This window comes from Streptomyces sp. NPDC021093 (assembly GCF_044333135.1).
Taxonomy (GTDB): Bacteria; Actinomycetota; Actinomycetes; order Streptomycetales; family Streptomycetaceae; genus Streptomyces.
This window is the reverse complement of sequence record NZ_JBIRQJ010000007.1, coordinates 302,202-325,691: the sequence shown is the minus strand read 5'-3', so window position 1 is coordinate 325,691 and position 23,490 is coordinate 302,202. Positions and strand designations below refer to the sequence as shown.

Annotated in this window: 17 protein-coding genes and 1 riboswitch; of the genes, 9 read left to right on the top strand and 8 right to left on the bottom strand. The window is 71.2% G+C overall.

Translation table 11 applies throughout. The features are described 5' to 3' along the window. Window positions 1-158 precede the first annotated feature (158 nt). Both ACH4SP_RS23500 and ACH4SP_RS23495 read right to left on the bottom strand, forming a co-directional pair. Window positions 159-323, bottom strand: coding sequence for a hypothetical protein (locus tag ACH4SP_RS23500; RefSeq protein ID WP_398417499.1), 165 nt, complete (start codon window positions 321-323; stop codon window positions 159-161). Window positions 324-429: 106 nt separating this feature from the next. Continuing rightward, entirely contained in the window at window positions 430-1,509 is a 1,080-nt protein-coding gene (locus ACH4SP_RS23495; protein WP_398417498.1) for an NlpC/P60 family protein, read from the bottom strand. A 257-nt stretch (window positions 1,510-1,766) separates the two neighbouring features. Between ACH4SP_RS23495 and ACH4SP_RS23490 the strand changes: the two genes are divergently transcribed. Further along, complete coding sequence (locus ACH4SP_RS23490) at window positions 1,767-2,120, top strand: hypothetical protein (RefSeq protein WP_398417497.1); 354 nt, start codon at window positions 1,767-1,769, stop codon at window positions 2,118-2,120. Between the two features lie 16 nt (window positions 2,121-2,136). On the opposite strand, the gene ACH4SP_RS23485 is transcribed toward ACH4SP_RS23490, so the two are convergent. Further along, on the bottom strand, window positions 2,137-3,405 hold the full coding sequence (locus ACH4SP_RS23485) for an NlpC/P60 family protein (protein WP_398417496.1): 1,269 nt from the start codon (window positions 3,403-3,405) through the stop codon (window positions 2,137-2,139). Beyond that, window positions 3,403-3,574, bottom strand: a riboswitch (cyclic di-AMP (ydaO/yuaA leader). Its footprint overlaps the gene before it by 3 nt. A 233-nt stretch (window positions 3,575-3,807) precedes the next feature. Between ACH4SP_RS23485 and pcrA the strand changes: the two genes are divergently transcribed. Continuing rightward, on the top strand, window positions 3,808-6,318 hold the full coding sequence (pcrA, locus tag ACH4SP_RS23480; protein ID WP_398417495.1) for a DNA helicase PcrA: 2,511 nt from the start codon (window positions 3,808-3,810) through the stop codon (window positions 6,316-6,318). Window positions 6,319-6,405: 87 nt separating this feature from the next. On the opposite strand, the gene ACH4SP_RS23475 is transcribed toward pcrA, so the two are convergent. Beyond that, window positions 6,406-8,007, bottom strand: a complete 1,602-nt coding sequence (locus tag ACH4SP_RS23475; protein ID WP_398417494.1) for a M23 family metallopeptidase — start codon at window positions 8,005-8,007, stop codon at window positions 6,406-6,408. Between the two features lie 271 nt (window positions 8,008-8,278). Next, a complete protein-coding gene (locus ACH4SP_RS23470; RefSeq protein ID WP_398417493.1) occupies window positions 8,279-9,073 on the bottom strand; it encodes an esterase/lipase family protein in 795 nt (264 codons plus the stop codon). 382 nt (window positions 9,074-9,455) lie between these two features. Between ACH4SP_RS23470 and ACH4SP_RS23465 the strand changes: the two genes are divergently transcribed. Then, a complete protein-coding gene (locus ACH4SP_RS23465; RefSeq protein ID WP_362428642.1) occupies window positions 9,456-9,869 on the top strand; it encodes a cobalamin B12-binding domain-containing protein in 414 nt (137 codons plus the stop codon). 570 nt (window positions 9,870-10,439) lie between these two features. On the opposite strand, the gene ACH4SP_RS23460 is transcribed toward ACH4SP_RS23465, so the two are convergent. Beyond that, window positions 10,440-12,074, bottom strand: a complete 1,635-nt coding sequence (locus ACH4SP_RS23460) for a DUF5691 domain-containing protein (protein ID WP_398417492.1) — start codon at window positions 12,072-12,074, stop codon at window positions 10,440-10,442. 164 nt (window positions 12,075-12,238) lie between these two features. After that, window positions 12,239-13,615 (bottom strand): SWIM zinc finger domain-containing protein, encoded by a 1,377-nt coding sequence (locus ACH4SP_RS23455; RefSeq protein ID WP_398417491.1) that lies wholly within the window; start codon window positions 13,613-13,615, stop codon window positions 12,239-12,241. Window positions 13,616-13,748: 133 nt separating this feature from the next. Between ACH4SP_RS23455 and ACH4SP_RS23450 the strand changes: the two genes are divergently transcribed. From ACH4SP_RS23450 to sucD, 6 genes are all read left to right on the top strand, one after another. After that, window positions 13,749-14,198, top strand: coding sequence for a hypothetical protein (locus tag ACH4SP_RS23450; RefSeq protein ID WP_398417490.1), 450 nt, complete (start codon window positions 13,749-13,751; stop codon window positions 14,196-14,198). Between the two features lie 154 nt (window positions 14,199-14,352). Then, window positions 14,353-15,537 (top strand): AAA family ATPase, encoded by a 1,185-nt coding sequence (locus ACH4SP_RS23445; RefSeq protein WP_398417489.1) that lies wholly within the window; start codon window positions 14,353-14,355, stop codon window positions 15,535-15,537. Further along, window positions 15,534-18,074 carry a DUF5682 family protein gene (locus tag ACH4SP_RS23440; protein ID WP_398417488.1) on the top strand — a complete coding sequence of 847 codons (2,541 nt, stop codon included), beginning with the start codon at window positions 15,534-15,536 and terminating at the stop codon, window positions 18,072-18,074. Before ACH4SP_RS23445 ends, ACH4SP_RS23440 begins: the two co-directional genes overlap by 4 nt. Beyond that, window positions 18,071-19,255 carry a VWA domain-containing protein gene (locus ACH4SP_RS23435; protein WP_398417487.1) on the top strand — a complete coding sequence of 395 codons (1,185 nt, stop codon included), beginning with the start codon at window positions 18,071-18,073 and terminating at the stop codon, window positions 19,253-19,255. The genes ACH4SP_RS23440 and ACH4SP_RS23435 overlap by 4 nt, the downstream gene beginning before the upstream one ends. Before the next feature lie 397 nt (window positions 19,256-19,652). Continuing rightward, window positions 19,653-20,834: an ADP-forming succinate--CoA ligase subunit beta gene (gene sucC / locus ACH4SP_RS23430; protein ID WP_398417486.1), complete on the top strand. Its 1,182-nt coding sequence runs from the start codon at window positions 19,653-19,655 to the stop codon at window positions 20,832-20,834. A 21-nt stretch (window positions 20,835-20,855) separates the two neighbouring features. Beyond that, window positions 20,856-21,740 (top strand): succinate--CoA ligase subunit alpha, encoded by an 885-nt coding sequence (gene sucD, locus ACH4SP_RS23425; RefSeq protein ID WP_398417485.1) that lies wholly within the window; start codon window positions 20,856-20,858, stop codon window positions 21,738-21,740. A 169-nt stretch (window positions 21,741-21,909) separates the two neighbouring features. Here the strand turns inward: sucD and ACH4SP_RS23420 are convergent, their stop codons facing one another. After that, window positions 21,910-23,331, bottom strand: coding sequence for a sigma factor-like helix-turn-helix DNA-binding protein (locus tag ACH4SP_RS23420; RefSeq protein WP_398417484.1), 1,422 nt, complete (start codon window positions 23,329-23,331; stop codon window positions 21,910-21,912). Window positions 23,332-23,490: the final 159 nt, after the last annotated feature.

Below are 23,490 nucleotides of genomic sequence, written 5' to 3'. Positions count from 1 at the left end.
GCAGGCAGCCACCCTCGGTCAGTACCGGCGGTCGGCGCCGACGGTCCAGTACCGGCGGTCAGTACGGGCTGCCGGTCCCGCAGTGCGGGCCGCCGGTCCCGCAGTGCGGGCCGCCGGTGCCACAGTGCGGGCCGCCGGTGTCGGCTCGGTGCCGGTTCTCAGTACTGCCGGCCGTGGCCGCGCCCGCCGCGCAGTCGGCCCAGGAGCTGCCTGGCCTGCGAGCGCCTGCGCGGGTTCGCGGCCTCGCGGCGGCCTCGGGCGATGGTCCGGCGGCCCTGCGGGCTGCGCGCGTAACTCTTGATCCTGCTGATGATGCCCGGCATGACTGTGCCTCCCTCTATGAGGCCGTGGCGGCCACGGCCTCATAGAGGCGGTTACCCCGGGAAGAGTGGCCGACCCTGTCGATCAGGGGGCATTGCGCAGGGGGCCTCACGCGGGCCGTGTCGCCCCCGTCAGCGGCATCTCGTCGATCGGTGCGATCCGCACCGGGGCACCGGGCCGCGGGGCGTGGATCATCTTGCCTTCGCCGATGTACAGCCCGACATGGGTGATGCCGGAGTAGAAGAAAAGCAGATCTCCCGGCGCGAGTTGGGAACGCGAGACGCGTTCTCCCGCGTTGATCTGGGTGTAGGTGGTGCGCGGGAGCGCCACCCCGGCAGAGCGCCAGGCGGCCTGGGTCAGGCCCGAGCAATCGAAGGAGGAGGGGCCCGTGGCACCCCAGACATAAGGCTTTCCCAGAGCGGAGTACGCGAACGAAACGGCCTGCGAGGCACGGGCGTTGGGTGCCCGGACGTCGCCGCGAGGCATCTCGGTGCGATCCCCGCGACTGGCACGGTCGCCGCCACCCGCCTCGCCGTGCCCGTCCTGGGCGGCGTACCGGGCACGGTCGTCGGCGGTGAGCCGGGAGAGCAGTTCCTCCGCGCCGGAGATTTTCTTCTGGATCTCCGCCTTCTGCTTCTTCAACTCGCCCTGCTGTTCGGCGAGTTCGGTGAACCTCTGACCGGCGCTGCCGCGCAGGCGGGCGATCTCGGCCACCTGCCGCTGCGCGCCCTGCACCTTGACGGCCTGCCGGTCGCCCGCCCGCCCGGCGATCGCGGCCCGCTCCAGATACTGGTCGGGGTTCGAGGTCAGCGCGACCTGGAGCGCGGGCTCGATGCCCCCGGTGCGGTACTGGGCCGCGGCCAGCGAACCGAGCGAGCCGCGTGCGGAGTTGAGCCGCTCCGTCCTGCGTGCTGCCTCGTCCCGCAGCTGGTCGAGCGACTTCTTGGTCCGCTCGGCCTTCTCCTGCACGCCGTTGTACGTCTCGGTGGCGGCCTCGGCGTCGTGGTACAGCTTGTCGATCTTCGACTTGATCTGTGCCGGAGTGAGCGTCGGCTCCGCCTGTGCGGTGCCCTCCAGTGCGGTGGTGCCCGCGGCCCCTGCCAGTGCGAGGGTGACCGCGGTGGTGCGGGCGGTACGAACGGTACTGCCGGTGAGTGAGCGCTGCTTGGGCTTCCGGTGCGCTGCCACGAGGGCGTTCACGTCCTTCCACGGGTCCGTCCGGCCGGTGGGGGAGGGGAGTCGGCCGTCTGGGGAGGGACGCTAAACCTGGGCGTCACGGCACAGCCTTCGAATGAGCGCTAATGGCAGGAAGAGGGCGAGTGCTGATCGCAGATGATCGACGACTGGGATGCGGAATCACCACTTCCGCGCCCACTGTGATCGATGGGACGGAATGGCCCGCCCTGCCGCGATCCCCCTGCTAACGCCTGGCTAGGCTCCGCCCCATGGATGTACTGATCAATGTTTTCGTAGGACTCCACATCATCGGCATCGCCTCGCTCCTCGGCGGCTTCCTGACCCAGATGAAGGCGATGGGCGCGGGCACCGCCCGCTTCACGCCCCCGATGCTGCACGGTGCGCTGACCATGCTGGTCACCGGCATCGCCCTGGTCGGGCTCAACCAGGCCCAGGACCACACCCTCAACAACGTCAAGCTCGGCATCAAGCTGGCGATCCTGGTGGTGATCCTGGGCCTCGTCTACGTCAAGCGCGATGACGAGAAGGTGGAGAAGGCGCTGTTCGGCGCGGTCGGCGGGCTGACGGCGGTCAATATCTTCGTCGCCGTCCTCTGGACCTGAGTTCCGGCGGGACCGGTCAGGCCGGCCGTACGCTCCCGTAGATCGGCATGTAGTAGATCGACTCCTCGCGCACCTTCGCGTTCGGCTTCGGTGCGTGGATCATCATTCCGTTGCCCTTGTAGATGCCGACGTGGCTGATGTCGTCGTAGAAGAACACCAGGTCACCCGGTTTGAGGTCCTTCGTCGCGATCCGGGTGCCGACCTTCACCTGGTCCCAGGTGGTCCGCGGCAGGGTCACCCCGGCGGCCCGCCAGGCGGCCTGGGACAGCCCCGAGCAGTCGTACGAGGAGGGGCCGGTCGCGCCCCAGATGTACGGCTTGCCGATCTGGGCGCGGGCGAAGTCCAGCACCTTCGCGGCCTTCGTGGAATACGAGCTTCCGGAGCCGGAGCCGGAGCCGGAGCCGGAGTCAGAGCCGCTGCCGGAGCCCGAGCCGCTACCGGAATCCGTGCCCGTGCCTGTGCCCGTACCGGTACCGGTACGGGTACCCGACCCGGATCCGGACCCCTGCCCGGGCTCCTTCTCCTTCTCTTCCTCCCGCTCCTTCTCCCTGGCCGCCTCCTCCGCCTGCTGCCGCGCCAGCTCCTCCGCCTTGCGCTTGGCCTCCGCCTCGCGCTTGCGCTCCAGCTCCGCGAGCTTGGCCTTCTCCTCGGCGGTCAGCCGCGACAGCAGCCCGCGCGCCTGCCCGAGCTTGTCCTGTACGTCCTGCTTGGACTCCCGCAGCGAGGCCTGCGACGTGGTCAGCCGCTCCAGACCGCGGGTCGCCACGGCCCGGTGCTTCGCGGCGGACTGCTGCTGTGCGCTGTAGTCGGCGACCAGCTTCTTCTGCCGATCGGTGGTCCGCGCCATCAGCCGCCGCGAGTCGAAGTACGACTGCGGGTCGTGCGCCAGGAGCAGAGCGGCCGTGGAACCGACCGATCCGCTGCGGTACTGGGTGGCAGCGAAGGTACCGAGCGCCCGCCTGGCCTCGTTGAGCTTGTCGGTGCGCTGCGCGACGTCGTCGAGGAGCCCGTCGAGCTTCTCCTTCTGCTGCCGGGTGGCTTCCTTGGCCGCGTTGTACTTCTGGGTCGCCGTCCCGGCCTGCCGGTAGAGGTCGTCGACCTTCTTCTGCACCTCTTCGACCGAGGGCTTCGGCGAGGCGGGTGCGGTGGGCGCGGCCTGGGCGGACTGGGCGACCAGGCCGACGGTGACCAGGGCGGCGGTGGTGACGCCGAATCCGGGAGCGGTGGAACGTATCAGCGACGTGGCGCGGGTACGCGGCTTGCGATGCGATGCCAAAGCAGGCATTCCTTCCGTGGACCGCCTACCGGGTTAGCTGTCGGGTTCGGGCGGACTGACGGAAGGTGCCCTACGGCCCAGGTGTGTGTGGGGGACGGGCCGATTCACCCCGGTGATGCGTGTGGGTCCCCGGTTCCGAACCACCGTGCGGGCGGCGCGAATTCGGCGTGAGGGCACCGTTCCGGCGCGGTTCGCCGAGGGGGGTACGGGCCGCTCGCGCAGCACCGTAGCCAATCCCCGTGACGGGTGGGAAGCCTGATGTTCGATATGCCCGATACATTTTCGTGACCTTTGCAAGCGGTGAGGGTCGGGTCACGGAAGGTGGTCGCGGGTGGTGCTGGGCAAGGTCACGGACGGTGGTGGCGGAAACCGGGACCTGCTGTCAGTGCGGCCGCCTAGACTCGGTAGGCGATGAGCAGCCTCTTTGACGACAGCTTCCTGGCCGACCTCCAGCACAAGGACGACGCGGCCCCGCCTCCCCCGGAGGACACCGATGACGGTGCCCCCGCGGAGGAGGTTCCGCACGACCTCTTCCAGGGCGCCTTCGACGGCCCGCCGCCGCCCCGCGACGCGTACTACCGGGACGGCGCCCCCCGCCCGGTGGTCGACCCGGCGGCCCTGCTCGACGGGCTGAACGACAACCAGCGCGCAGCCGTCGTGCACGCCGGATCGCCGCTGCTCATCGTGGCCGGAGCCGGTTCCGGCAAGACCCGTGTGCTCACCCATCGCATCGCGCACCTGCTCGCGGCCCGCGGTGTGCATCCCGGCCAGATCCTCGCGATCACCTTCACCAACAAGGCCGCGGCCGAGATGAAGGAGCGCGTCGAGGCCCTGGTCGGCCCGCGCGCCAACGCGATGTGGGTGTCCACCTTCCACAGCGCCTGCGTCCGCATCCTGCGCCGCGAGTCCAAGAAGCTCGGCTTCACGAGCTCCTTCTCGATCTACGACGCCGCCGACTCCAAGCGTCTGATGGCCCTGGTCTGCCGCGACCTCGACATCGACCCGAAGAAGTTCCCGCCGAAGTCCTTCAGCGCCAAGGTCTCCAACCTGAAGAACGAGCTGATAGACGAGGAGACCTTCGCCGGCCAGGCCGCCGACGGCTTCGAGAAGACCCTCGCCCAGGCCTACGCGATGTACCAGTCCCGCCTCCGCGAGGCGAACGCACTGGACTTCGACGACATCATCATGACCACGGTGCATCTGCTCCAGGCGTTCCCCGACGTCGCCGAGCACTACCGGATGCGCTTCCGGCACGTGATGGTCGACGAGTACCAGGACACCAACCACGCCCAGTACACGCTGGTACGGGAGCTGGTCGGGCCCTCCGGCGAGGGCAAGGCCCCCGGTGAGCTGTGCGTCGTCGGCGACGCCGACCAGTCGATCTACGCCTTCCGCGGCGCGACGATCCGCAACATCCTCCAGTTCGAGGAGGACTACCCGGACGCGAAGACGATCCTGCTGGAGCAGAACTACCGCTCCACCCAGACCATCCTCACCGCCGCCAACGCCGTCATCGAGCGCAACGAGAACCGCCGCGCGAAGAACCTCTGGACCGACGCCGGCGCCGGATCCCAGATCACCGGGTACGTCGCGGACACCGAGCACGACGAGGCCCAGTTCATCGCCGAGGAGATCGACCGCCTCACCGACGCGGGCGACGCCAAGGCCGGCGACGTCGCCGTTTTCTACCGTACGAACGCCCAGTCCCGCGTCTTCGAAGAGATCTTCATCCGGGTCGGCCTGCCGTACAAGGTCGTCGGCGGCGTCCGCTTCTACGAGCGCAAGGAGGTCCGGGACATCCTGGCCTACCTGCGCGTGCTGTCGAACCCCGAGGACACCGTCCCGCTGCGCCGCATCCTCAACGTGCCCAAGCGCGGCATCGGCGAGCGCGCCGAAGCCATGATCGACGCGCTGTCGCTGCGCGAGCGGATCAGCTTCCCGCAGGCCCTGCGCCGCGTCGACGAGGCGTACGGAATGGCCGCCCGCTCGTCCAACGCCGTCAAGCGGTTCAACACGCTGATGGAGGAGCTCCGTACGATCGTCGAGTCCGGAGCAGGACCGGCCACCGTCCTCGAAGCCGTACTGGAGCGGACCGGATATCTCGCCGAGCTGCAGGCGTCCACCGACCCGCAGGACGAGACCCGCATCGAGAACCTTCAGGAACTCGCCGCGGTGGCCCTCGAATTCGAGCAGGAGAACCAGGGGGACGACGACGGCGAAGCCCCCGGCACCCTCTCCGACTTCCTGGAGAAGGTCGCGCTCGTCGCCGACTCCGACCAGATCCCCGACGCACCTGCTGAATCTGATGCTGACGCATCGGGCGAGGACGGCTCCGGCGTCATCACCCTCATGACGCTGCACACCGCCAAGGGCCTCGAATTCCCGGTCGTCTTCCTGACCGGCATGGAGGACGGCGTCTTCCCGCACATGCGCTCGCTGGGCAACACCAAGGAGCTGGAGGAGGAGCGGCGCCTGGCGTACGTCGGAATCACGCGCGCCCGCGAACGCCTCTACCTCACCCGTTCGACCATGCGCAGCGCCTGGGGCCAACCCTCGTACAACCCGGCCTCCCGCTTCCTGGAGGAGATCCCGGACACCCACCTGGAGTGGAAGCGCACCGGCGCGCAGATCCCGGCGGGCCCGGTCTCCGGCTCCAAGGCGGGCTCGGTGGCGTCCTCGCTGTCCTCTTCGCTGGCCAATTCCCGCTCCCGGGGCGGCCCTTCGGGCTTCGCCACCCGGCGTGCGGCGGAGAAGCCGGTGATCAATCTCGCCGTCGGAGACCGCGTCACGCACGACCAGTTCGGCCTCGGCACGGTGATGACGGTGACCGGGTCGGGTTCGGACGCGCAGGCCACGATCGACTTCGGCGGCGAGCGCCCGAAGAAGCTGCTGCTGCGGTACGCGCCGGTCGAGAAGCTGTAGCTCCGCACAGGTACGAATGAGGGCCCGCACCGGATGTCCGGTGCGGGCCCTTTCCCGTAGGCCTTCCGTACGAACGGTGCCGGGGGTTTACGTCGTCGGGTCGAGGCCGTGGCTGCGGTACCAGGCCAGCGGGTCGACGGCGGACTCGCCGCCCGGTCGTACCTCGAAGTGGAGGTGCGGCCCGGTGGAGTTCCCGGAACTGCCGGAGAAGCCGATGACGTCGCCGGCCTTCACGGGACCCGAGCGGATCTTGGTGGTGGAGAGGTGGCAGTACCAGGTCTCGACACCGCTCGGCGAGACGACCTTCATCATGTTGCCGTACGCGCTGTTGAACTCGGCGCTGACCGTGCCGTCGGTCGCCGCCATCACGGGCGTGCCCAGGTCGACGGGGAAGTCGATGCCGGTGTGCACGGCCGCCCAGTTGACGCCTGCCTGGCCGTAGTACGCGCTGAGTCCGTGCTGGGCGACGGGCAGGGCGTACTTGGGGCGGGCCGCCTCCTTGCGCGCGGCCTCTTCGGCCTTGCGCTTCTTCTCGGCGTCCTGGCGTTCCTTGAGGTCGATACGTTCCTGCGTACGGCTGGCGCGGTCGCCGAAGTCGCGGGCGTCGGCGCTCAGTCCGGCGAGCTGGGTGTCGAGCTTGTTGTTGACGGCGACGGGCTTCACGGTCGCCGGGTCGGCGGCGGCCATGGTCGTCGGCTTCGGCTTCGACTCGTCGGCACCGGCGATTCCGCCCACGGAGGCGGCGGCGACTCCTGCGACGCCCATGACACAGGCGGAGGGTACGGCGACGGTGAGGAGCGCGGAGCGTTTGGCGGGGGTGCGGCGGCGGCCGCGGCTCGCGGGGGCTCGGCGGGCGGCGCGGGGGCCGGCCGCCGCGGGTTCCGGCTCGGGGCCGGGGCCGGAGTCACCCGCGTCGTGTGCGTGCGGGTGCACGTCGTCGGGGGAGACCACGGGGAACTCGGCGGTGCTGAAGTCGGTGTCCCGGCCCTGGTCCTGCGTGAGGTCGGTGTCCTGAGCGAAGGCGGCGTCCGGCGGGAGCGCGGTGTCCTGCGGGAAGGCGGTGTCCTGCGAGAAGGAGGTGTCCTGCGCGAAGTCGGCCGGTGCGGCGGCCGGTTCCGGCGACTCGGCCGCGGCGGAGTTCCAGGCGGTGGCGTCGAAGGCCCCGGTTTCGAAAGAGCTGGTCTCGAAGGAGCTGGTCTCGAAGGCCGCGGAGTCGAAGGAGCCGGTCTCAGTGCTCGGGTCGTACGCCTGCCACTGGTGCCCCGACGACGAGTCGGCCGCGTACGCGAACTGCGTCGCGTCGAACTGGCCGGTCTCGAACGGATCCTGGTGCGCCTGATGCACCTGGTCCGCCTGGTTCCAGGCGCTCGCGTCCCACTGCCCGGTGACCATGGCGTCGTTGTCGTACGAGCCGGTGTCGTACGAAGCGCGGCCGCCCTGGGCGGGGATGTCCGCGCTCTGCGGGTAGCCGCCGAGATGGGACCAGGTGCCGGTGGAGTCGTAACCCTGCTGCGTGTGCGCGGTGTAGGCGTCGTACGCCACGTGCTGCGAGGAGCCGGTGTCCCACTGGGAGGTGTCGTACTGACCGCTGGGACTGTCCGTACCGGGCAGTCCGCCGAAGAGCGGATCGGTGTCAAAGCTGCCGGTGGGGTACGTGCCGTACCCGGCGTGGGGTTGCTGGTCGTTCACCAACGTCTCTCTCGCCTCGGCAGCAGGATCTGGTTTCCGGGGGGTACGGGGGGCACCCCGAGTGAAAGCAGTGGCGCGACTGTACCCGGCGGTATGCGGCGGCGACAATCTCCGGCAGGTTTTGCGCATTCAGGAAACGGGCATTCGGCCGTCTTTTGGCGGACGGCGGGCAGCGGCTTGGCGCTGCGTTCGGCAAATGTTCGAGGAATGCAAGGTCTTGATCACGTCACATTCACACCTTGAGCACCGTGGCTGCCGGTTATCCCGGGCGTCACGCGACGGAGATGCCCGGAGAGCCCGCGTCGGCCGCGCCCTGTGTCTGAAGGGCCTGCCGGATTCCGGCGGCGACGGCCGGGTGTACGGGCAGCGCGAGATGGCCGATCCCGCTGACCTGCACGTTCTGGGCGATCAGATCGGGGTGGTGGATACGGGCTGTTTCCACCGGCAGCATCAATTGATCAAGGTCGCTCCAGAAACTCACGAAACGGGTCCGGCAGTCGGGTGCGGGCAGCGCCAGTTCTTCGATCACCGAGGAGCCGGGACGCATCTGTCGTACGAGAGGGTGCGCGCTCATCGGTGGGGCTACACGCGTTCCCTCGTGCGGAGTTCCGAGTGTGACAAGTGTCCGTACGCGCGTGTCGCCGCCGAGTCGCTGCGCGTAATAACGGGCGATCAGACCGCCGAGGCTGTGCCCGACGATGTCGACCTCGCGGTGCCCCGTCCTGGCACAGATCTCCTCGACATGACGGCCCAGGAGTTCGGCGGCGGTGCGGATGTCGCAGGTGAGCGGCGAGTAATTGAGCGAGGCGAGATGGCACCAGCCGTGCCGGGCCAGCGAGCGGCGCAGCAGCACGAACACGGAACGGTTGTCGACGAATCCGTGCAGCAGCACGACCGGCGGGCGGGACCGGCCGGCGGTGGGTATCTCGGGCTCGGCGGGGCGCTCCGGCCGTATCCCCGAGGGATAGAGGAGCAAGTGCCCGAACAGGATGGCCAATTCGAGCGCGGTGGCGCGCAGCAGCGGGCCGAAGGGGGAGAGGAGGAGTGGCTGGGGCGGAACGATCATGGCGGCCGACCTCCCGAACGGCACGCGGGGGGACGGCCCTGTCCCCCGTGTGCCCTCATGGGGTGCCGTGGCGGAGGTCGGTGGAGCAAGGGAGTGGGCCGTACCACCGTGCCGTGCGGCTGACGGCACGGTGGTACGGCGACCTCGTTACGGCTCCCCGTGCGTGCGTCCCGGCTGCGGCGGCCGTGCGTGGCTGCGGTGCCGGCTGGTGCGGGTACGACGCACAGCGAACGTTTCCCAACGTGTGATTTCCCCCTCTCCGTCCACCGCGAAACGGCGCCGTGCGGGATGCTGTGGATAACGTTCGTTCACTTCCCTGTCCCTCCCGGGGCAGGGGACGTTGCGCCAACGGCGGCGCGGTGCGTACTGGGAGGCAGCAGCGATGGGTGTTACGGGACCGATCCGTGTGGTGGTGGCGAAGCCGGGTCTTGACGGACACGACCGCGGGGCCAAGGTCATCGCACGGGCGCTGCGGGACGCCGGTATGGAGGTCATCTACACGGGCCTGCACCAGACTCCCGAGCAGATCGTGGACACCGCGATCCAGGAGGACGCGGACGCGATCGGCATGTCGATCCTGTCCGGCGCCCACAACACGCTCTTCGTGAAGGTCATCGACCTGCTCCGGGAGCGCGACGCGGCGGACATCAAGGTGTTCGGCGGCGGGATCATCCCGGAGGACGACATCGCTCCGCTGAAGGCGAAGGGCGTGGCGGAGATCTTCACGCCGGGGGCGACGACGACGGCGATCGTGGAGTGGGTACGGGCGAACGTGCGGCAGCCGGCGGGGGCGTGAGCGATCCGGCCTGTCGGGGCCGCTTCAGCCTGCCCGGCATCTGAGGACACGCGGCGCGGCGCGGCCCCGTCAGGGGCGAGGGGCTGCACTGGACATGCGGCTCCGCCGCGCGGGCGCGACCAGCTACGACGCCCACCGGCCCCGTTAGGGGCGCGGGGAACTGCGCGATCAGCCACGACGCACCCGCACGTACAACCCACCCACCCGCCCCGCGGCGAGCGGTTTAGGTGGAGGGGCGGGGAGGGGCCCAATCCGCGAAGCGGCCCACCGGCCCGCACGGGACGCGGTCGCGGGGCGCGGGAGGTGCGGTGGCGAGGGCGTGCGGTCGGGAGGGTGGGGCTTCGCGTGGGGGCCGCCCCCTTGCCCACCCGTCCCGCCCCCGGGGGCGGCCCCGCTGCCCAAGGAGGCGGCGGCGGGGGGAGGGGGAGAGAGCGCGCGGGTGAGGGGCCGGGCCCGCTGCCCAAGGAGGCGACGGGGGGCGGCGCTTGCGCCTAAGGAGGCGACGGGGGCGGCGCTTGCACCTAAGGAGGCGACGGGGGCGGCGGTATCGAGGTGCCTGACCGCGCCCCTCTACCCCTCTCCCTCCAGTTCTCGCACCATTGCCGCCCGCAGTCTCAGCGTCCCCACCAGGCGTTGGAAGGCTTCCGACCAGTAGCCCCCTGCCCCCGGCGACGCGCCCTCCGCCTCGTCCGGTGTGGTGGTCAGGATTTCCAGGCGGTCCGCCTCGCCCGGGTCGAGGCACCGTTCGGCCAGTCCCATCACGCCGCTGAAGCTCCACGGATAGCTCCCCGCGTCCCGCGCGATGTCGAGCGCGTCGACAACCGCCCGGCCCAGTGCCCCCGACCACGGCACCACGCACACCCCCAGCAGCTGGAACGCCTCCGACAATCCGTGTGCCGAGACGAACTCGGCCACCCAGTCGGCCCGTTCCCCGTCCGGCAGGGTGGCCAGCAGCTTTGCCCGCTCGGCGAGAGAGGCCGTGCCCGTACCCGCCTCGGGCGGCACCGACGGAGCCCCCAGCAGTGCCCGCGCCCAGTTCGAGTCGCCCTGGCGTATCGCCGCCCGGCACCAGGCCGCGTGCAGTTCCTCGGCCCATCCGTCGGCGACGGGCAGCCGCACGATCTCCCGTGCCGTACGCCCCCCGAGCCTTGCCGACCAGGCGCCGAGCGGTGCGGACTCCACCAACTGGCCGAACCACCAGGACCGTTCACCCCGCCCGGCCGGTGGTTTCGCCACCACTCCGTCCCGCTGCATGGCCGCGTCGCACTCGTGCGGCGCCTCCACCGCGATACCGCCGGCATCGCCCGTACGGTCCAGGGCCACGCAGGACGTGGCCCGGTCCGCCATCCGTGCGCCGAACGCGGAGGCGGGCAGTGCGGAGAGGAGTTCCGCGGCGACGGCCCGGACGTTGCGGCTGCGGTCCGACAGCGCCTGCTCCAGGAACTCCTCGTCCCTCCCGCTCAACCCGGTGCGCAGCGAGTCCAGGAACATCAGCCGGTCCTCGGCGCGCTCCGTGGCCCAGGCCGTGGTGAGCAGGACGAGCGCGGCGGCCGGCTCCGCCGCCCGTACGGCACCGAGCAGTCCCACCCGCTCGGCGAACAGCCCCTCCTCCCACAGCTTCCGCACGGCCTCGGCGTCCTGTACGTCCGGGAGTGCGGTCCCGCCCGCGGTGCCGCGCAGGGCGTACTTCCACTCCGGGTTGAGCCGGGCCAGCCACAGTCCGCGCGACCCCGCGAACTCCAGGGCCTGGGGCCGCAGGTCCGTACGGGCCCGAGCCGCGTCGAGCAGGGCGGGCAGCAGATCGGCGGGCGCCTGGAAGCGGTGCCGGTTGGCGGCGGCGAGCCACTGGGGGAGCAGTTCGGTCAGGTCGGGGGCGCTGCCGCGGCGCCCGCCGGACTGGGCGGGGGCGGCACGGTCGGCGAGGAGCAGGGCGAGCCGGTGGCGGGCGGGTGCGGGGAGCGGCGGGCGGGTGTCCTCCGGAGCGGAGGGAGGCAGCTCGCCCGCCGGGGCGGGGGCCAGACCCGCTCGGCGGCGGAGGGTGTGGAGGGCGGCGGCGTCGAGGAGGGCGGTGGGGGGATCCTGCGCCGGGGATCTGGGACCGGGGACGACACCGGGACCGGGGCCGAGATGGGGGTCGGGAGGCGCCGGGCGGCGGTCGGTGCCCAGGAGGGCGGAGGTGACGAGGTCTTCCCAGGTGGTGGTCATTGAGTCCCTCCAGGTGAAGTGAAGTGAAGAGTGGGGTGGGGTTGTGGTGCGGGTGAGGGCGGCGTCAGTGCCCGTGTGGTGCACAGGCAGGGCCGGATGAGGGGCCGGAGGAAGTGTCGGGCGGGACGCCGGACGAAACGCCGGACGCGGCGTCGAGCGAGGTGTCAGGCGAGCGCGACCGGCATCGGTGAGGTGGAGGACCAGGCGGTCAGGGGAAGGAAGCCCTGGTGGCCGCATTCGCCGAAGACGGAGACCGGGGCGCCGCCGGAGAGGGCGGCGAGTTTCCAGAGGGCCGGTCTGCCCAGTGCCGCCCGAGCGACGGGGAGTGCCAACTCGCCGTCCGCGTCGGCGAGTTGCCAGCCGTCGGCGGACGGCACCGGTATCGCCGACGCGAGGGATACCGGCCAGGAGTCCAGCCACGGGTCGTCGCGCAGTGCCCGGGAGTATGCCTCCAGCGCCTCGGTGGCGGTGCCGCCCGGTGGTGGTGCGGCCACCGGGGACGGGGTCCCGAACTGCGCGCCCAGGCCGGCCCGCAGCTGCCCCGAACCGCCGTGCGGCAGCAGCTCGGCGTCGACGGTGAGGCCCACCGGGAGCACTGTCTCCGGGGCCCGGCCGGCCGCGCCGAAGGACAGCACCAGCGCGGTGCGGCCCGACTCCTGGCCGTACAGCCAGATGCGGCGGGTGGTGACCAGGCCGGCGGCCTGGTCGTACTGTGCGAGGACCAGCCAGCGGTCGCGGACCGCCGGGCCGTCGGGGGCGGACGGCAGGCCGACCCGCGTGCGTACCGTCGTCGCGAGCGGGGCGGGCAGTCGGTCCCGGCCCAGCCATGCCCCGTCGAGCAGGTGCAACAGCGCGCACTCCTCCAGGAGCCGCACCGGCCAGCCGGGGCCGGTCGCCGGTATCGACCCCAACTCCCGCACTCGCGCGGCCAGTCCGGGAGCCTGTGCGTCGACCATGCGGGCCGCGGTCTCTTCCCAGAGTCCGTACCCCGAACGCTCGGCGGCGGCCAGGCCGCCGCGCAGCAGGTCCGTCAGGCGCTGCTCCAGCTCCGAGGCGCCCGCTTCGATCCGGGCCGCCCGGCGCTCGGCACGCCGTCGGGCGGCCTCCGGATCGGCCGTCCTGTCGGCGGACGCGCCCTCCGCCGTCCCCTTCCCCTCGCGCGCGGCTCCGGCGGCTCCGGCCGCCCGCTCCCTGCGGCCCCGGAGCCACTCGGCGGCCCAGTCCGCGGGCTCCGCGCCCCGCACCACCGCCGGGTCCTCCGAGGCCCAGAGCAGCAGCAGTCCCAGTGCGTGCTTGCAGGGGAACTTCCGGCTGGGGCAACTGCACTTGGAGGCCGCCCCGGACCCCGTCAGATCGACGACGGTCTGATACGGCCTGCTGCCGCTCCCCCTGCACAGCCCCCACAGCGCGCCCGCGCCGTCGCACCCCGCGTCCGACCACGGCCCGGCAGTGCCGAGCCTGCTTCCCGCTTTGCGTGAGGCGGCATCAGGAGCCAGTGCCAGCACCTGATCCGCCGTCCAGCGCACCCCCAGCTGATTCATGTCTCCGACCGTAGAGGCCGCCACTGACAATCGCCCTGACCAGCGAATCGACCAGGGTGATCCACTTGACTTTACTTCCTCTTTGCGATTCTGTGCGGTCCTCAACACTTCCTGATCCGGGGGGATTCACCACATGAACCGCACCATCCGCGCCGCTGTCTGCGCCGCCGCCGTCACCGGCCTCATGTTCGGACTCGGCGCCTGCGCCGAGGTGGAGAAGGCCGTCAAGGCGGGCGCATCCGAGGGGGCGGACAAGGCCGCCAAGGAGCTGCTCGACAAGCCCTACGAGGTGACGTACGAGGTCACGGGCAAGGACGTCAAGACCATCGAGTTCGCCGCCGGGTCGGGCACTGCCGCGGAACCTCGGACGGAGGAGGACAAGAAGCCCGTCCTCCCGTGGAAGAAGACGGTCACGATGAACGGCGTCATGCCGCCCTCCGTCATGCCGAACGTTTCCGACGTGCTCAAGCCCGACCCCGACGTCACCTGCAAGGTCACGTACAAGGGCAAGGTGCTCAAGGAAGCCACCGGCGCGAAGGCCGTGGCCGGCGGCTGCATCGCCGTGGCGCCCATGGAGCGGTAGCCGGGTGGCGGACCCCGGGCCGGGGGAGGCGCCCCGGCCCGGACGAAGTACCCGCACAGGCCCGTCAATTGGGGTCTGACCTGCGACGACGCTTGATTGTCAGTGGCATGGTGCACGGTGGAATCCACATCCGGGAAATCTGGAGGGGGATTCCATGACCACGCCTGCAATCGACCTGGCCGCCACGTCCGAGGCCGGTACGGCCACCACGTCAGGGGCCCACGCGGCCACCACGTCCGGGGCCGGCGCGGCGGACGTTTCCGAGGCCCTGCGACCGCACGCCGAGGACGCGTTCGCGCAGGAGCTGAAGGCGCTGGCCGCGGCCGACGACCGGCCGCGGCCCGCCCGCTGGCGGCTCTCGCCGTGGGCCGTGGCCACATATCTGCTCGGCGGCGCCCTGCCCGACGGCACGGTGATCACCCCGAAGTACGTGGGCCCGCGCCGCATCGTCGAAGTCGCCGTCACGACACTCGCCACGGACCGCGCCCTGCTGCTGCTCGGAGTCCCCGGCACCGCCAAGACCTGGGTCTCCGAGCACCTGGCCGCCGCCGTCAGCGGTGACTCCACCCTGCTCGTCCAGGGCACCGCGGGCACACCCGAGGAAGCCATCCGGTACGGCTGGAACTACGCCCAGCTGCTCGCCCACGGCCCCAGCCGCGACGCCCTGGTGCCCAGCCCCGTCATGCGGGCCATGACCGAGGGCATGACCGCCCGCGTCGAGGAGCTCACCCGCATACCGGCCGACGTGCAGGACTCCCTGATCACGATCCTGTCGGAAAAGACCCTGCCCATCCCCGAGTTGGGCCAGGAGTGCCAGGCCGTCTCCGGCTTCAATCTGATCGCCACCGCCAACGACCGCGACCGCGGGGTCAACGACCTCTCCAGCGCGCTCCGCCGCCGGTTCAACACGGTCGTCCTGCCGCTGCCTGCGACCCCGGAGGCCGAGGTCGACATCGTGTCGCGGCGCGTCGACCAGCTGGGCCGCTCCCTCGACCTGCCGGGCGGCGCCGACGCCATCGACGAGATCCGCCGCGTCGTCACCGTCTTCCGCGAGCTGCGCTCGGGAGTCACCGCCGACGGCCGTACGAAGCTCAAGTCCCCGTCCGGCACGCTGTCCACGGCCGAGGCGATCTCCGTCGTCACCAACGGCCTGGCCCTGGCCGCGCACTTCGGCGACGGCGTGCTGCGCTCCGGCGACGTCGCCGCCGGCATCCTCGGTGCGGTCGTCCGCGACCCGGCGGCGGACCGGGTGATCTGGCAGGAGTACCTGGAGACGGTCGTCCGCGAGCGGGACGGCTGGAAGGACTTCTACCGCGCCTGCCGCGAGGTGACCGCATGACGACCGCCGCGGCTGTCGCAGCCGCCGCCGTTCCCGAGGGGCCACCGCCGAGCACCGCGGTCCCCGAGGTACCACCTCCGAACACCCCTGTTCCGCAAGGCCCTTGGCTGCTGGGGGTCCGCCACCACGGCCCAGGATCGGCCCGTGCCGTGCGGGACGCGCTCGACGCCGCGCGCCCCCGCGTCGTACTGGTCGAGGGCCCGCCGGAGGGCGACGCGCTGCTGCCGCTCGCCGCCGACCCGCAGATGACTCCACCGGTCGCCCTCCTGGCGCATGTGGTGGACGACCCGGGCCGGGCGTCGTTCTGGCCGCTGGCCGAGTTCTCGCCGGAGTGGGTCGCGATCCGCTGGGCGCTGGCGCACGACGTACCGGTCCGCTTCTTCGACCTGCCCGCGGCCCACTCGCTGGCGCTGCGGGCGGAGGACGGGGAGAACGGGTCAGGCGGGGAGAACGGGGCAGAGGGGGAGGACAGGGCTGATGGGGAGGGCGAGGGGCAGGAAGCGGAGGAGGCCGCCGCGCTGGCGGTGGATCCGCTCGCCGCGCTCGCCGATGCCGCCGGGTACGACGACCCGGAGCGCTGGTGGGAGGACGTCGTCGAGCACCGGGGAGCAGGCGGCGGCGACCCGTTCGCGCCGTTCGAGGCGCTCGCCGAGGCCATGGGGGCGCTGCGGCAGGAGTACGGGGACGGGGGACACCGTCGCGACCTGGTGCGCGAGGCCTACATGCGCATCCAACTCCGCACCGCACGCAAGGAGTTCGGGGCAGAGGTCGCCGTCGTCTGCGGTGCCTGGCACGTGCCCGCGCTCGGCGGGAAGCCGCCCACTCTCGCCGCCGACCGGGCCCTCCTCAAGGGCCTGCCCAAGGTCAAGGCCGAGCTGACCTGGGTGCCCTGGACCCACCGACGGCTCGCCCGGCACAGCGGGTACGGAGCGGGCATCGACTCGCCCGGCTGGTACGGACACCTCTTCGGTGCGGCGGACCGCCCCGTCGTGCGCTGGATGACCAAGGTCGCGGGACTGCTGCGCGAAGAGGACCGCCCCGTCTCCTCCGCCCACGTCATCGAGGCCGTCCGGCTCGCCGAGACCCTCGCCGTGCTGCGCGGCCGGCCCCTCGCCGGGCTCACCGAGACGACCGACGCGATCAGGGCCGTGCTGTGCGACGGCTCCGACGTGCCGCTCTCGCTGGTGCACGACAGGCTGATCGTCGGCGACGTCCTCGGTGAGGTTCCGGACTCCGCCCCCGTCGTGCCGCTGCAACGCGACCTCACCCGGCAGCAGCGCACGCTCCGCCTCAAACCTGAGGCGGCGGAGCGGGAGTTGGACCTCGACCTCCGCAAGGACACCGACGCCGCCCGCAGTCGCCTCCTGCACAGGCTGCGCCTCCTCGGCATCGGCTGGGGCGAGGCGGCAGAGTCCCGCGGCAGCACCGGCACCTTCCGCGAGGGCTGGCGGCTGCGCTGGGAACCCGAGCTGTCGGTGCGGGTTGCCGAAGCAGGGGTGTGGGGCACCACCGTCCTGGCCGCCGCGACCGCGAAAGCGGAAGCACAGGCCGCCGCCGCGACCGCCCTCGCCGACATCACCGCCCTCGCCGAGCAGTGCCTCCTTGCCGAACTGCCCGGTGCGCTCCCGGTGGTGATGCGGGCCCTCGCCGACCGCGCCGCCCTGGACAGCGACGTCGGCCACCTCGCCCAGGCCCTCCCCGCCCTCGCCCGCACGCTCAGATACGGCGACGTGCGCGGCACCGGGACCGCCGCCCTCGCCGAAGTCGCGGCGGGCCTCGCCGAACGGATCTGCGTCGGCCTGCCCCCTGCCTGTACGGGACTCGACGCGGACGGCGCCGCCGAAATGCGCCGCCACGTCGACGCCGTGCACACCGCGATCGGCCTCCTCGAACCGCCGGGCGGCGACGCCGACTCGCGCGACCTGCGCGGACGTTGGGCCCAGGTGCTGCGCAGGCTCGCAGGCCGGGACACCGTCGCCGGGGCCGTCCGGGGCCGCGCCGTCCGTCTCCTCCTCGACGACGGACGGCTCGACGAGGACGACGCCGCCCGACTCATGGGCCTCGCGCTCTCGCCAGGCACCCCGCCCGCCGACGCGGCGGCCTGGATCGAGGGCTTCGTCGGCGGAGCGTCCGGCTCGGGCATGCTCCTGATCCACGACGAACGCCTCCTCGGCCTCGTCGACAGCTGGCTCACCGGGGTGTCGCCGGACGCCTTCACCGACGTACTGCCGCTGCTGCGGCGCACGTTCGCCGCGTACGAACCGGGGGTCCGCCGCACCCTCGGCGAGCTGGTCAGGCGCGGGCCCGCACGGCCGGGCGGCGGCCCGGCGGCCGGGGCGGTCGGGGCGGGCGCGGAAGCGGGACCGCCGGGCTTCGGCCCCGTACTCGACCAGGAGCGCGCCGACGCCGTACTGCCGGTACTGCACCTGCTGCTCGGCACCAGCACCAGCACAGGCACCAGCACCGACCAACAGCAAGCGCACAGCGACCACCAGCACGACCACCAGCACGACCACACGGAGGTGACCACGCGATGACCACGGCAACAAGCGGTAAGGACCCGGCCGTCGACGAACGGCTCCGGCGCTGGCGCATGGTCCTCGGCGGGGACTCCGCCGACGGCACCGGCTGCTCGCTCACCGGCCAGGACGCGGCGATGGACGGCGCCCTCGCCGCCCTCTACGGCACCGCGGACGGCGGCCCCTCCCGTACGAAACGCACCGGCGAGCGGTCTGCCGGACTCGGCGCTTCCGCCCCTTCCGTGGCCCGCTGGCTCGGCGACATCAGGACGTACTTCCCCAGCTCCGTCGTCCAGGTCATGCAGCGCGACGCCATCGAACGGCTCGGCCTGTCCGCGCTGCTCCTGGAGCCGGAGATGCTGGAGGCCGTAGAGGCCGACGTCCATCTGGTCGGCACCCTCCTCTCGCTCAACAAGGCGATGCCCGAGACGACGAAGGAGACCGCGCGGGCCGTCGTGCGCAAGGTCGTCGAGGACCTGGAGAAGCGCCTCGCCACCCGCACCCGGGCCACCCTCACCGGCGCCCTGGACCGCAGCGCCCGCGTCAACCGGCCCCGGCACCGCGACATCGACTGGGACCGAACGATTCGCGCCAACCTGAAGAACTACCTGCCGGAGCAGGGGATGGTCGTCCCCGAGCGGCTGATCGGTTACGGCCGGGCCTCCCAGTCGGTCAAGAAGGAGGTCGTCCTCTGCATCGACCAGTCGGGATCGATGGCCGCGTCCGTCGTCTACGCGTCCGTCTTCGGTGCGGTCCTCGCCTCGATGCGGTCCCTGCAGACCCGGCTCGTCGTCTTCGACACCGCTGTCGTCGACCTCACCGATCAGCTGGACGACCCGGTCGACGTGCTGTTCGGCACCCAGCTCGGCGGCGGCACCGACATCAACCGGGCGCTCGCCTACTGCCAGTCGCAGATCACCCGGCCGGCGGACACCGTCTTCGTGCTGATCAGCGACCTGTACGAAGGGGGCATCCGCAACGAGATGCTGAAGCGGGTCGCCGCGATGAAGGCGTCCGGCGTTCAGTTCGTCACGCTGCTCGCGCTCTCGGACGAGGGCGCCCCCGCCTACGACCGCGAGCACGCCGCCGCCCTCGCCGCACTCGGCGCACCGGCCTTCGCCTGCACCCCGGACCTCTTCCCTGAGGTCATGGCGGCCGCGATCGAGAAGCGGCCCCTTCCCATACCGGACATGGGCTGAGGCGGCGTGACCTGCGGTCGGCCGGGGGTCCGGGGGTTGCCCCCGGGGGATGCAGCCCCGAGGTCATGGCGGCCGCGATCGAGAAGCGGCCGATACCTGTACCGGACGCCGCATGAGTGGACGCGAAGCGATACGAGGGGAGCAGGAGGGGACACTGCGTGACGCCGATCATGGCTCTGGGTGGCACCCTGTGACAGGTATCACCGCTCTGGTGTGACCTGCGATTTAGGGACCAACGTCCCTCGGGGATAACCTGCGAGACGGACATGCCGCGTACCGGACACCGTGTACGCCTCCCTTGTGACAGCGCCGTCACGTTGCCTTCGCGGCACGCCCATCGCATTGAACGCAACGCGATCACCAGAACCCGCGATCATCAGAAAAGGGACGGACGCGCGTGGACCTGTTCGAGTACCAGGCGAGGGACCTCTTCGCCAAGCACGGTGTACCGGTGCTGGCCGGTGAAGTCATTGACACGCCTGAGGCGGCGCGCAAGGCCACTGAGGGCATGGGCGGCAAGTCCGTCGTCAAGGCTCAGGTGAAGGTCGGCGGCCGTGGAAAGGCCGGCGGCGTGAAGCTCGCCGCGACCCCGGACGAGGCCGTCGCTCGCGCGACGGACATCCTCGGCATGGACATCAAGGGCCACACGGTCCACAAGGTGATGATCGCCGAGCTCTCCCCGGAGATCGAGGCGGAGTACTACGTCTCGTACCTCCTCGACCGCACCAACCGCACCTTCCTCGCGATGGCATCGGTGCAGGGCGGCATGGACATCGAGGAGGTCGCGGAGAAGACCCCCGAGGCCCTCGCGAAGGTCCCGGTCAACGCCAACGACGGCGTCACCATCGAGAAGGCCCGCGAGATCGTCTCCCTGGCGAAGTTCCCGGCCGACGTGGCCGAGGGTGTCGCCGAGGCCATGGTGACCCTGTGGGACACCTTCGTCGCCGAGGACGCCCTCCTCGTCGAGGTCAACCCGCTGGTGAAGACCAAGGACGGCCGCATCCTGGCGCTGGACGGAAAGGTGTCTCTCGACGAGAACGCCGACTTCCGCCAGCCCGACCACGAGGCGCTTGAGGACAAGGCAGCGGCCAACCCGCTCGAAGCCGCTGCCAAGGCCAAGAACCTCAACTACGTCAAGCTGGACGGCGAGGTCGGCATCATCGGCAACGGCGCCGGCCTGGTCATGTCGACCCTGGACGTCGTCGCGTACGCCGGTGAGAACCACGGCAACGTGAAGCCCGCCAACTTCCTCGACATCGGTGGCGGCGCCTCCGCCGAGGTCATGGCGAACGGCCTGGAGATCATCCTCGGCGACCCGGACGTCAAGTCCGTGTTCGTCAACGTCTTCGGTGGCATCACCGCCTGTGACGAGGTCGCCAACGGCATCGTCCAGGCCCTGGAGCTGCTCAAGTCGAAGGGCGAGGAAGTCACCAAGCCCCTCGTTGTCCGTCTCGACGGCAACAACGCGGAGCTGGGTCGCAAGATCCTCTCCGACGCCAACCACCCGCTGGTCCAGCGCGTGGACACCATGGACGGCGCGGCCGACAAGGCCGCCGAGCTCGCCGCAGCTGCGAAGTAAGGAAGAGGGACTCCAAACACCATGGCTATCTTCCTCACCAAGGACAGCAAGGTCATCGTCCAGGGCATGACCGGTGCCACGGGCATGAAGCACACCAAGCTCATGCTGGCCGACGGCACCAACATCGTCGGTGGCGTGAACCCGCGCAAGGCCGGCACGTCCGTCGACTTCGACGGCACCGAGGTCCCGGTCTTCGGCTCCGTCAAGGAGGCCATGGAGAAGACGGGCGCCGACGTGTCCGTCCTCTTCGTGCCGCCGGCCTTCTCCAAGGCCGCCGTCGTCGAGGCGATCGACGCCGAGATCCCCCTCGCCGTCGTCATCACCGAGGGCATCGCGGTGCACGACTCCGCCGCCTTCTGGTCGTACGCCTCGGCCAAGGGCAACAAGACCCGCATCATCGGCCCGAACTGCCCTGGTCTCATCACCCCGGGCCAGTCCAACGCCGGCATCATCCCGGGCGACATCACGAAGCCGGGCCGCATCGGCCTGGTCTCGAAGTCCGGCACGCTGACGTACCAGATGATGTACGAGCTCCGTGACCTCGGCTTCTCGTCCGCCGTCGGCATCGGTGGCGACCCGGTCATCGGCACGACGCACATCGACGCGCTCGCCGCGTTCGAGGCCGACCCCGACACCGACCTGATCGTCATGATCGGTGAGATCGGCGGCGACGCCGAGGAGCGTGCGGCCGACTACATCGCGAAGAACGTGACCAAGCCGGTCGTCGGCTACGTCGCGGGCTTCACCGCCCCCGAGGGCAAGACGATGGGTCACGCGGGCGCGATCGTCTCCGGTTCGTCGGGCACCGCCCAGGCGAAGAAGGAGGCCCTTGAGGCCGCCGGCGTCAAGGTCGGCAAGACGCCGACCGAGACGGCGAAGCTGGCACGCGCGATCCTGGCGGGCTGATTCGCAGGATCCGTACGGTTTCCTGTACGGCTTTACGTACGCGGAAGGCCCGCACCCCGGAAACGGGGTGCGGGCCTTCCGCGTTGTCCGGTCGCGGTCGCGGTCGCGGATGTGGGTGCGGATGCGGGTGCGGCTCGGATGCGGTGCGGGTGCGGGTGGGCAGGGGCGCTCAGCGGTACTGCGGAACCAGGCGTTCCGGGCCGTTCGCCGGTTCGGCGCGGAGCTTGGCGCGCAGTTGCATGTCGTACGCGGTGAGGCGCTGCGGACCGCTGTGCGCCGGAACTCCGCCGACCGGTTCGCCCGGCGGGCGCGGCGGTTCGTACTGCGTCGGGGCCGTCGACAGCGTGAACGCCGTCGCGCCGACGATCAGCGTGGTGAACGCGATGGCCGCCCGCGTCCAGAACCGGGCCTTGCGCTCGCTTCTCGTACGGACCGTTTCGCCCGGCGGCAGGTCGTCGGTCGACTGCGTCAGGGCGAGGGTGCTGAGACGTTCCTGCAGAAGCGCGGACCGGTCGGTGGGGGTAGGGGCCTCGGTCAGTTCCGGGAGCTTCTGCGCGACGACGGTACGGGCGTGCTCCAGGCGGTTCGCGGTGGCCGGGGTGCTGGCCTCGGTCTCGGCGGCGGTCTCGGGGAGGTCCAGGCCGAGGCCGTCGTAGAGGAGGAGGGTGCGGCGGTACGGGGGCGGGAGTTCGAGGAGGGCGTTGAGGAGGGCTTCCGGCCCGTCGGTCGTCCCGTTGCCGGTCTCGTGGTCTGTCCCGTTGGCCGTTCCGTTGCCTGTTCCGTTGCCCGTCCCGTCGGTGGTTCCGCCGGTCGTTCCGCCGGTCGGAGGGTCGATGTGGCGGTGGCTGCGGCGCAGGCGGTGCCAGGGGGACATCGCGTACTCGTACGCCGCAGCCCGCACCCAGCCCGCCGGATCGCGGTCGGTCGCGACCTCGGGCCAGCGCTGCCAGGCGAGGTGGAAGGCCCGCTCGACCGATTCGTGCGAGAGACGGTGCCGCCCGGTGAGGAGGTAGGCCTGGCGGAGGAGGGAGGGGGCGGTGTGGGCGTAGAGGCGGTCGAAGGCTTGGGAGGGTGAGGGGGCTTCCCTCGTCTGCTCCTCCGCTGCTGTGGCATCAGGAGTGGTCGGAGTGGCCGGAGCCGCCCGAGTCTCTGGAGCCGCTGGGGTCGCTGGGGCCGCCGGGGTCGCCAGGACCACCGGAGCCGCCGGGACCACCGAGGCCACCGGGGCTGACGAAGTCGGTGTGGGTGGGGTCGCTCGCGCAGTGGATTTCGTGGGGGTGGCCGGTGCGGACCTGGTCGGTGCAGGCTTGGCGGCTGTCGTGCGGACCGGTTCGGCCGTGCCCTTGGTGGTCAGTTCTTCGTCGATGCCGGTGAGCAGGCGTGCGTACACCTCGCGTTTGCGGCCCCGCGGGCTGGTGCGGCCCGTTTCCCAGGAGCGGACCGTCTCGCGGGTCACGCCGACGATCTCGGCCACCTGTACCTGCGACAGTGCCTTCGCCTCGCGCAGTCTGCGGCGTTCCTTCGGGGACGGCAGAGCAGGGGCGGCGGAGGCGGCGGGAGAAGGGGGTGTGGTGGGTGTGCTGCGGGTCATGGGAGCACCTCCGTGATTCCCGCGATTCCCGTGACTCCTGCGATCCCCGCGGTCCCCGTCGTACTGCACCGGGCGAAAAAGTACATAAACGTATATTGGGCGACACGTCGGCTGTTCGCGCGTTACGCGAAGATGGCGCGTGTCGTGGGCAGCATGGCC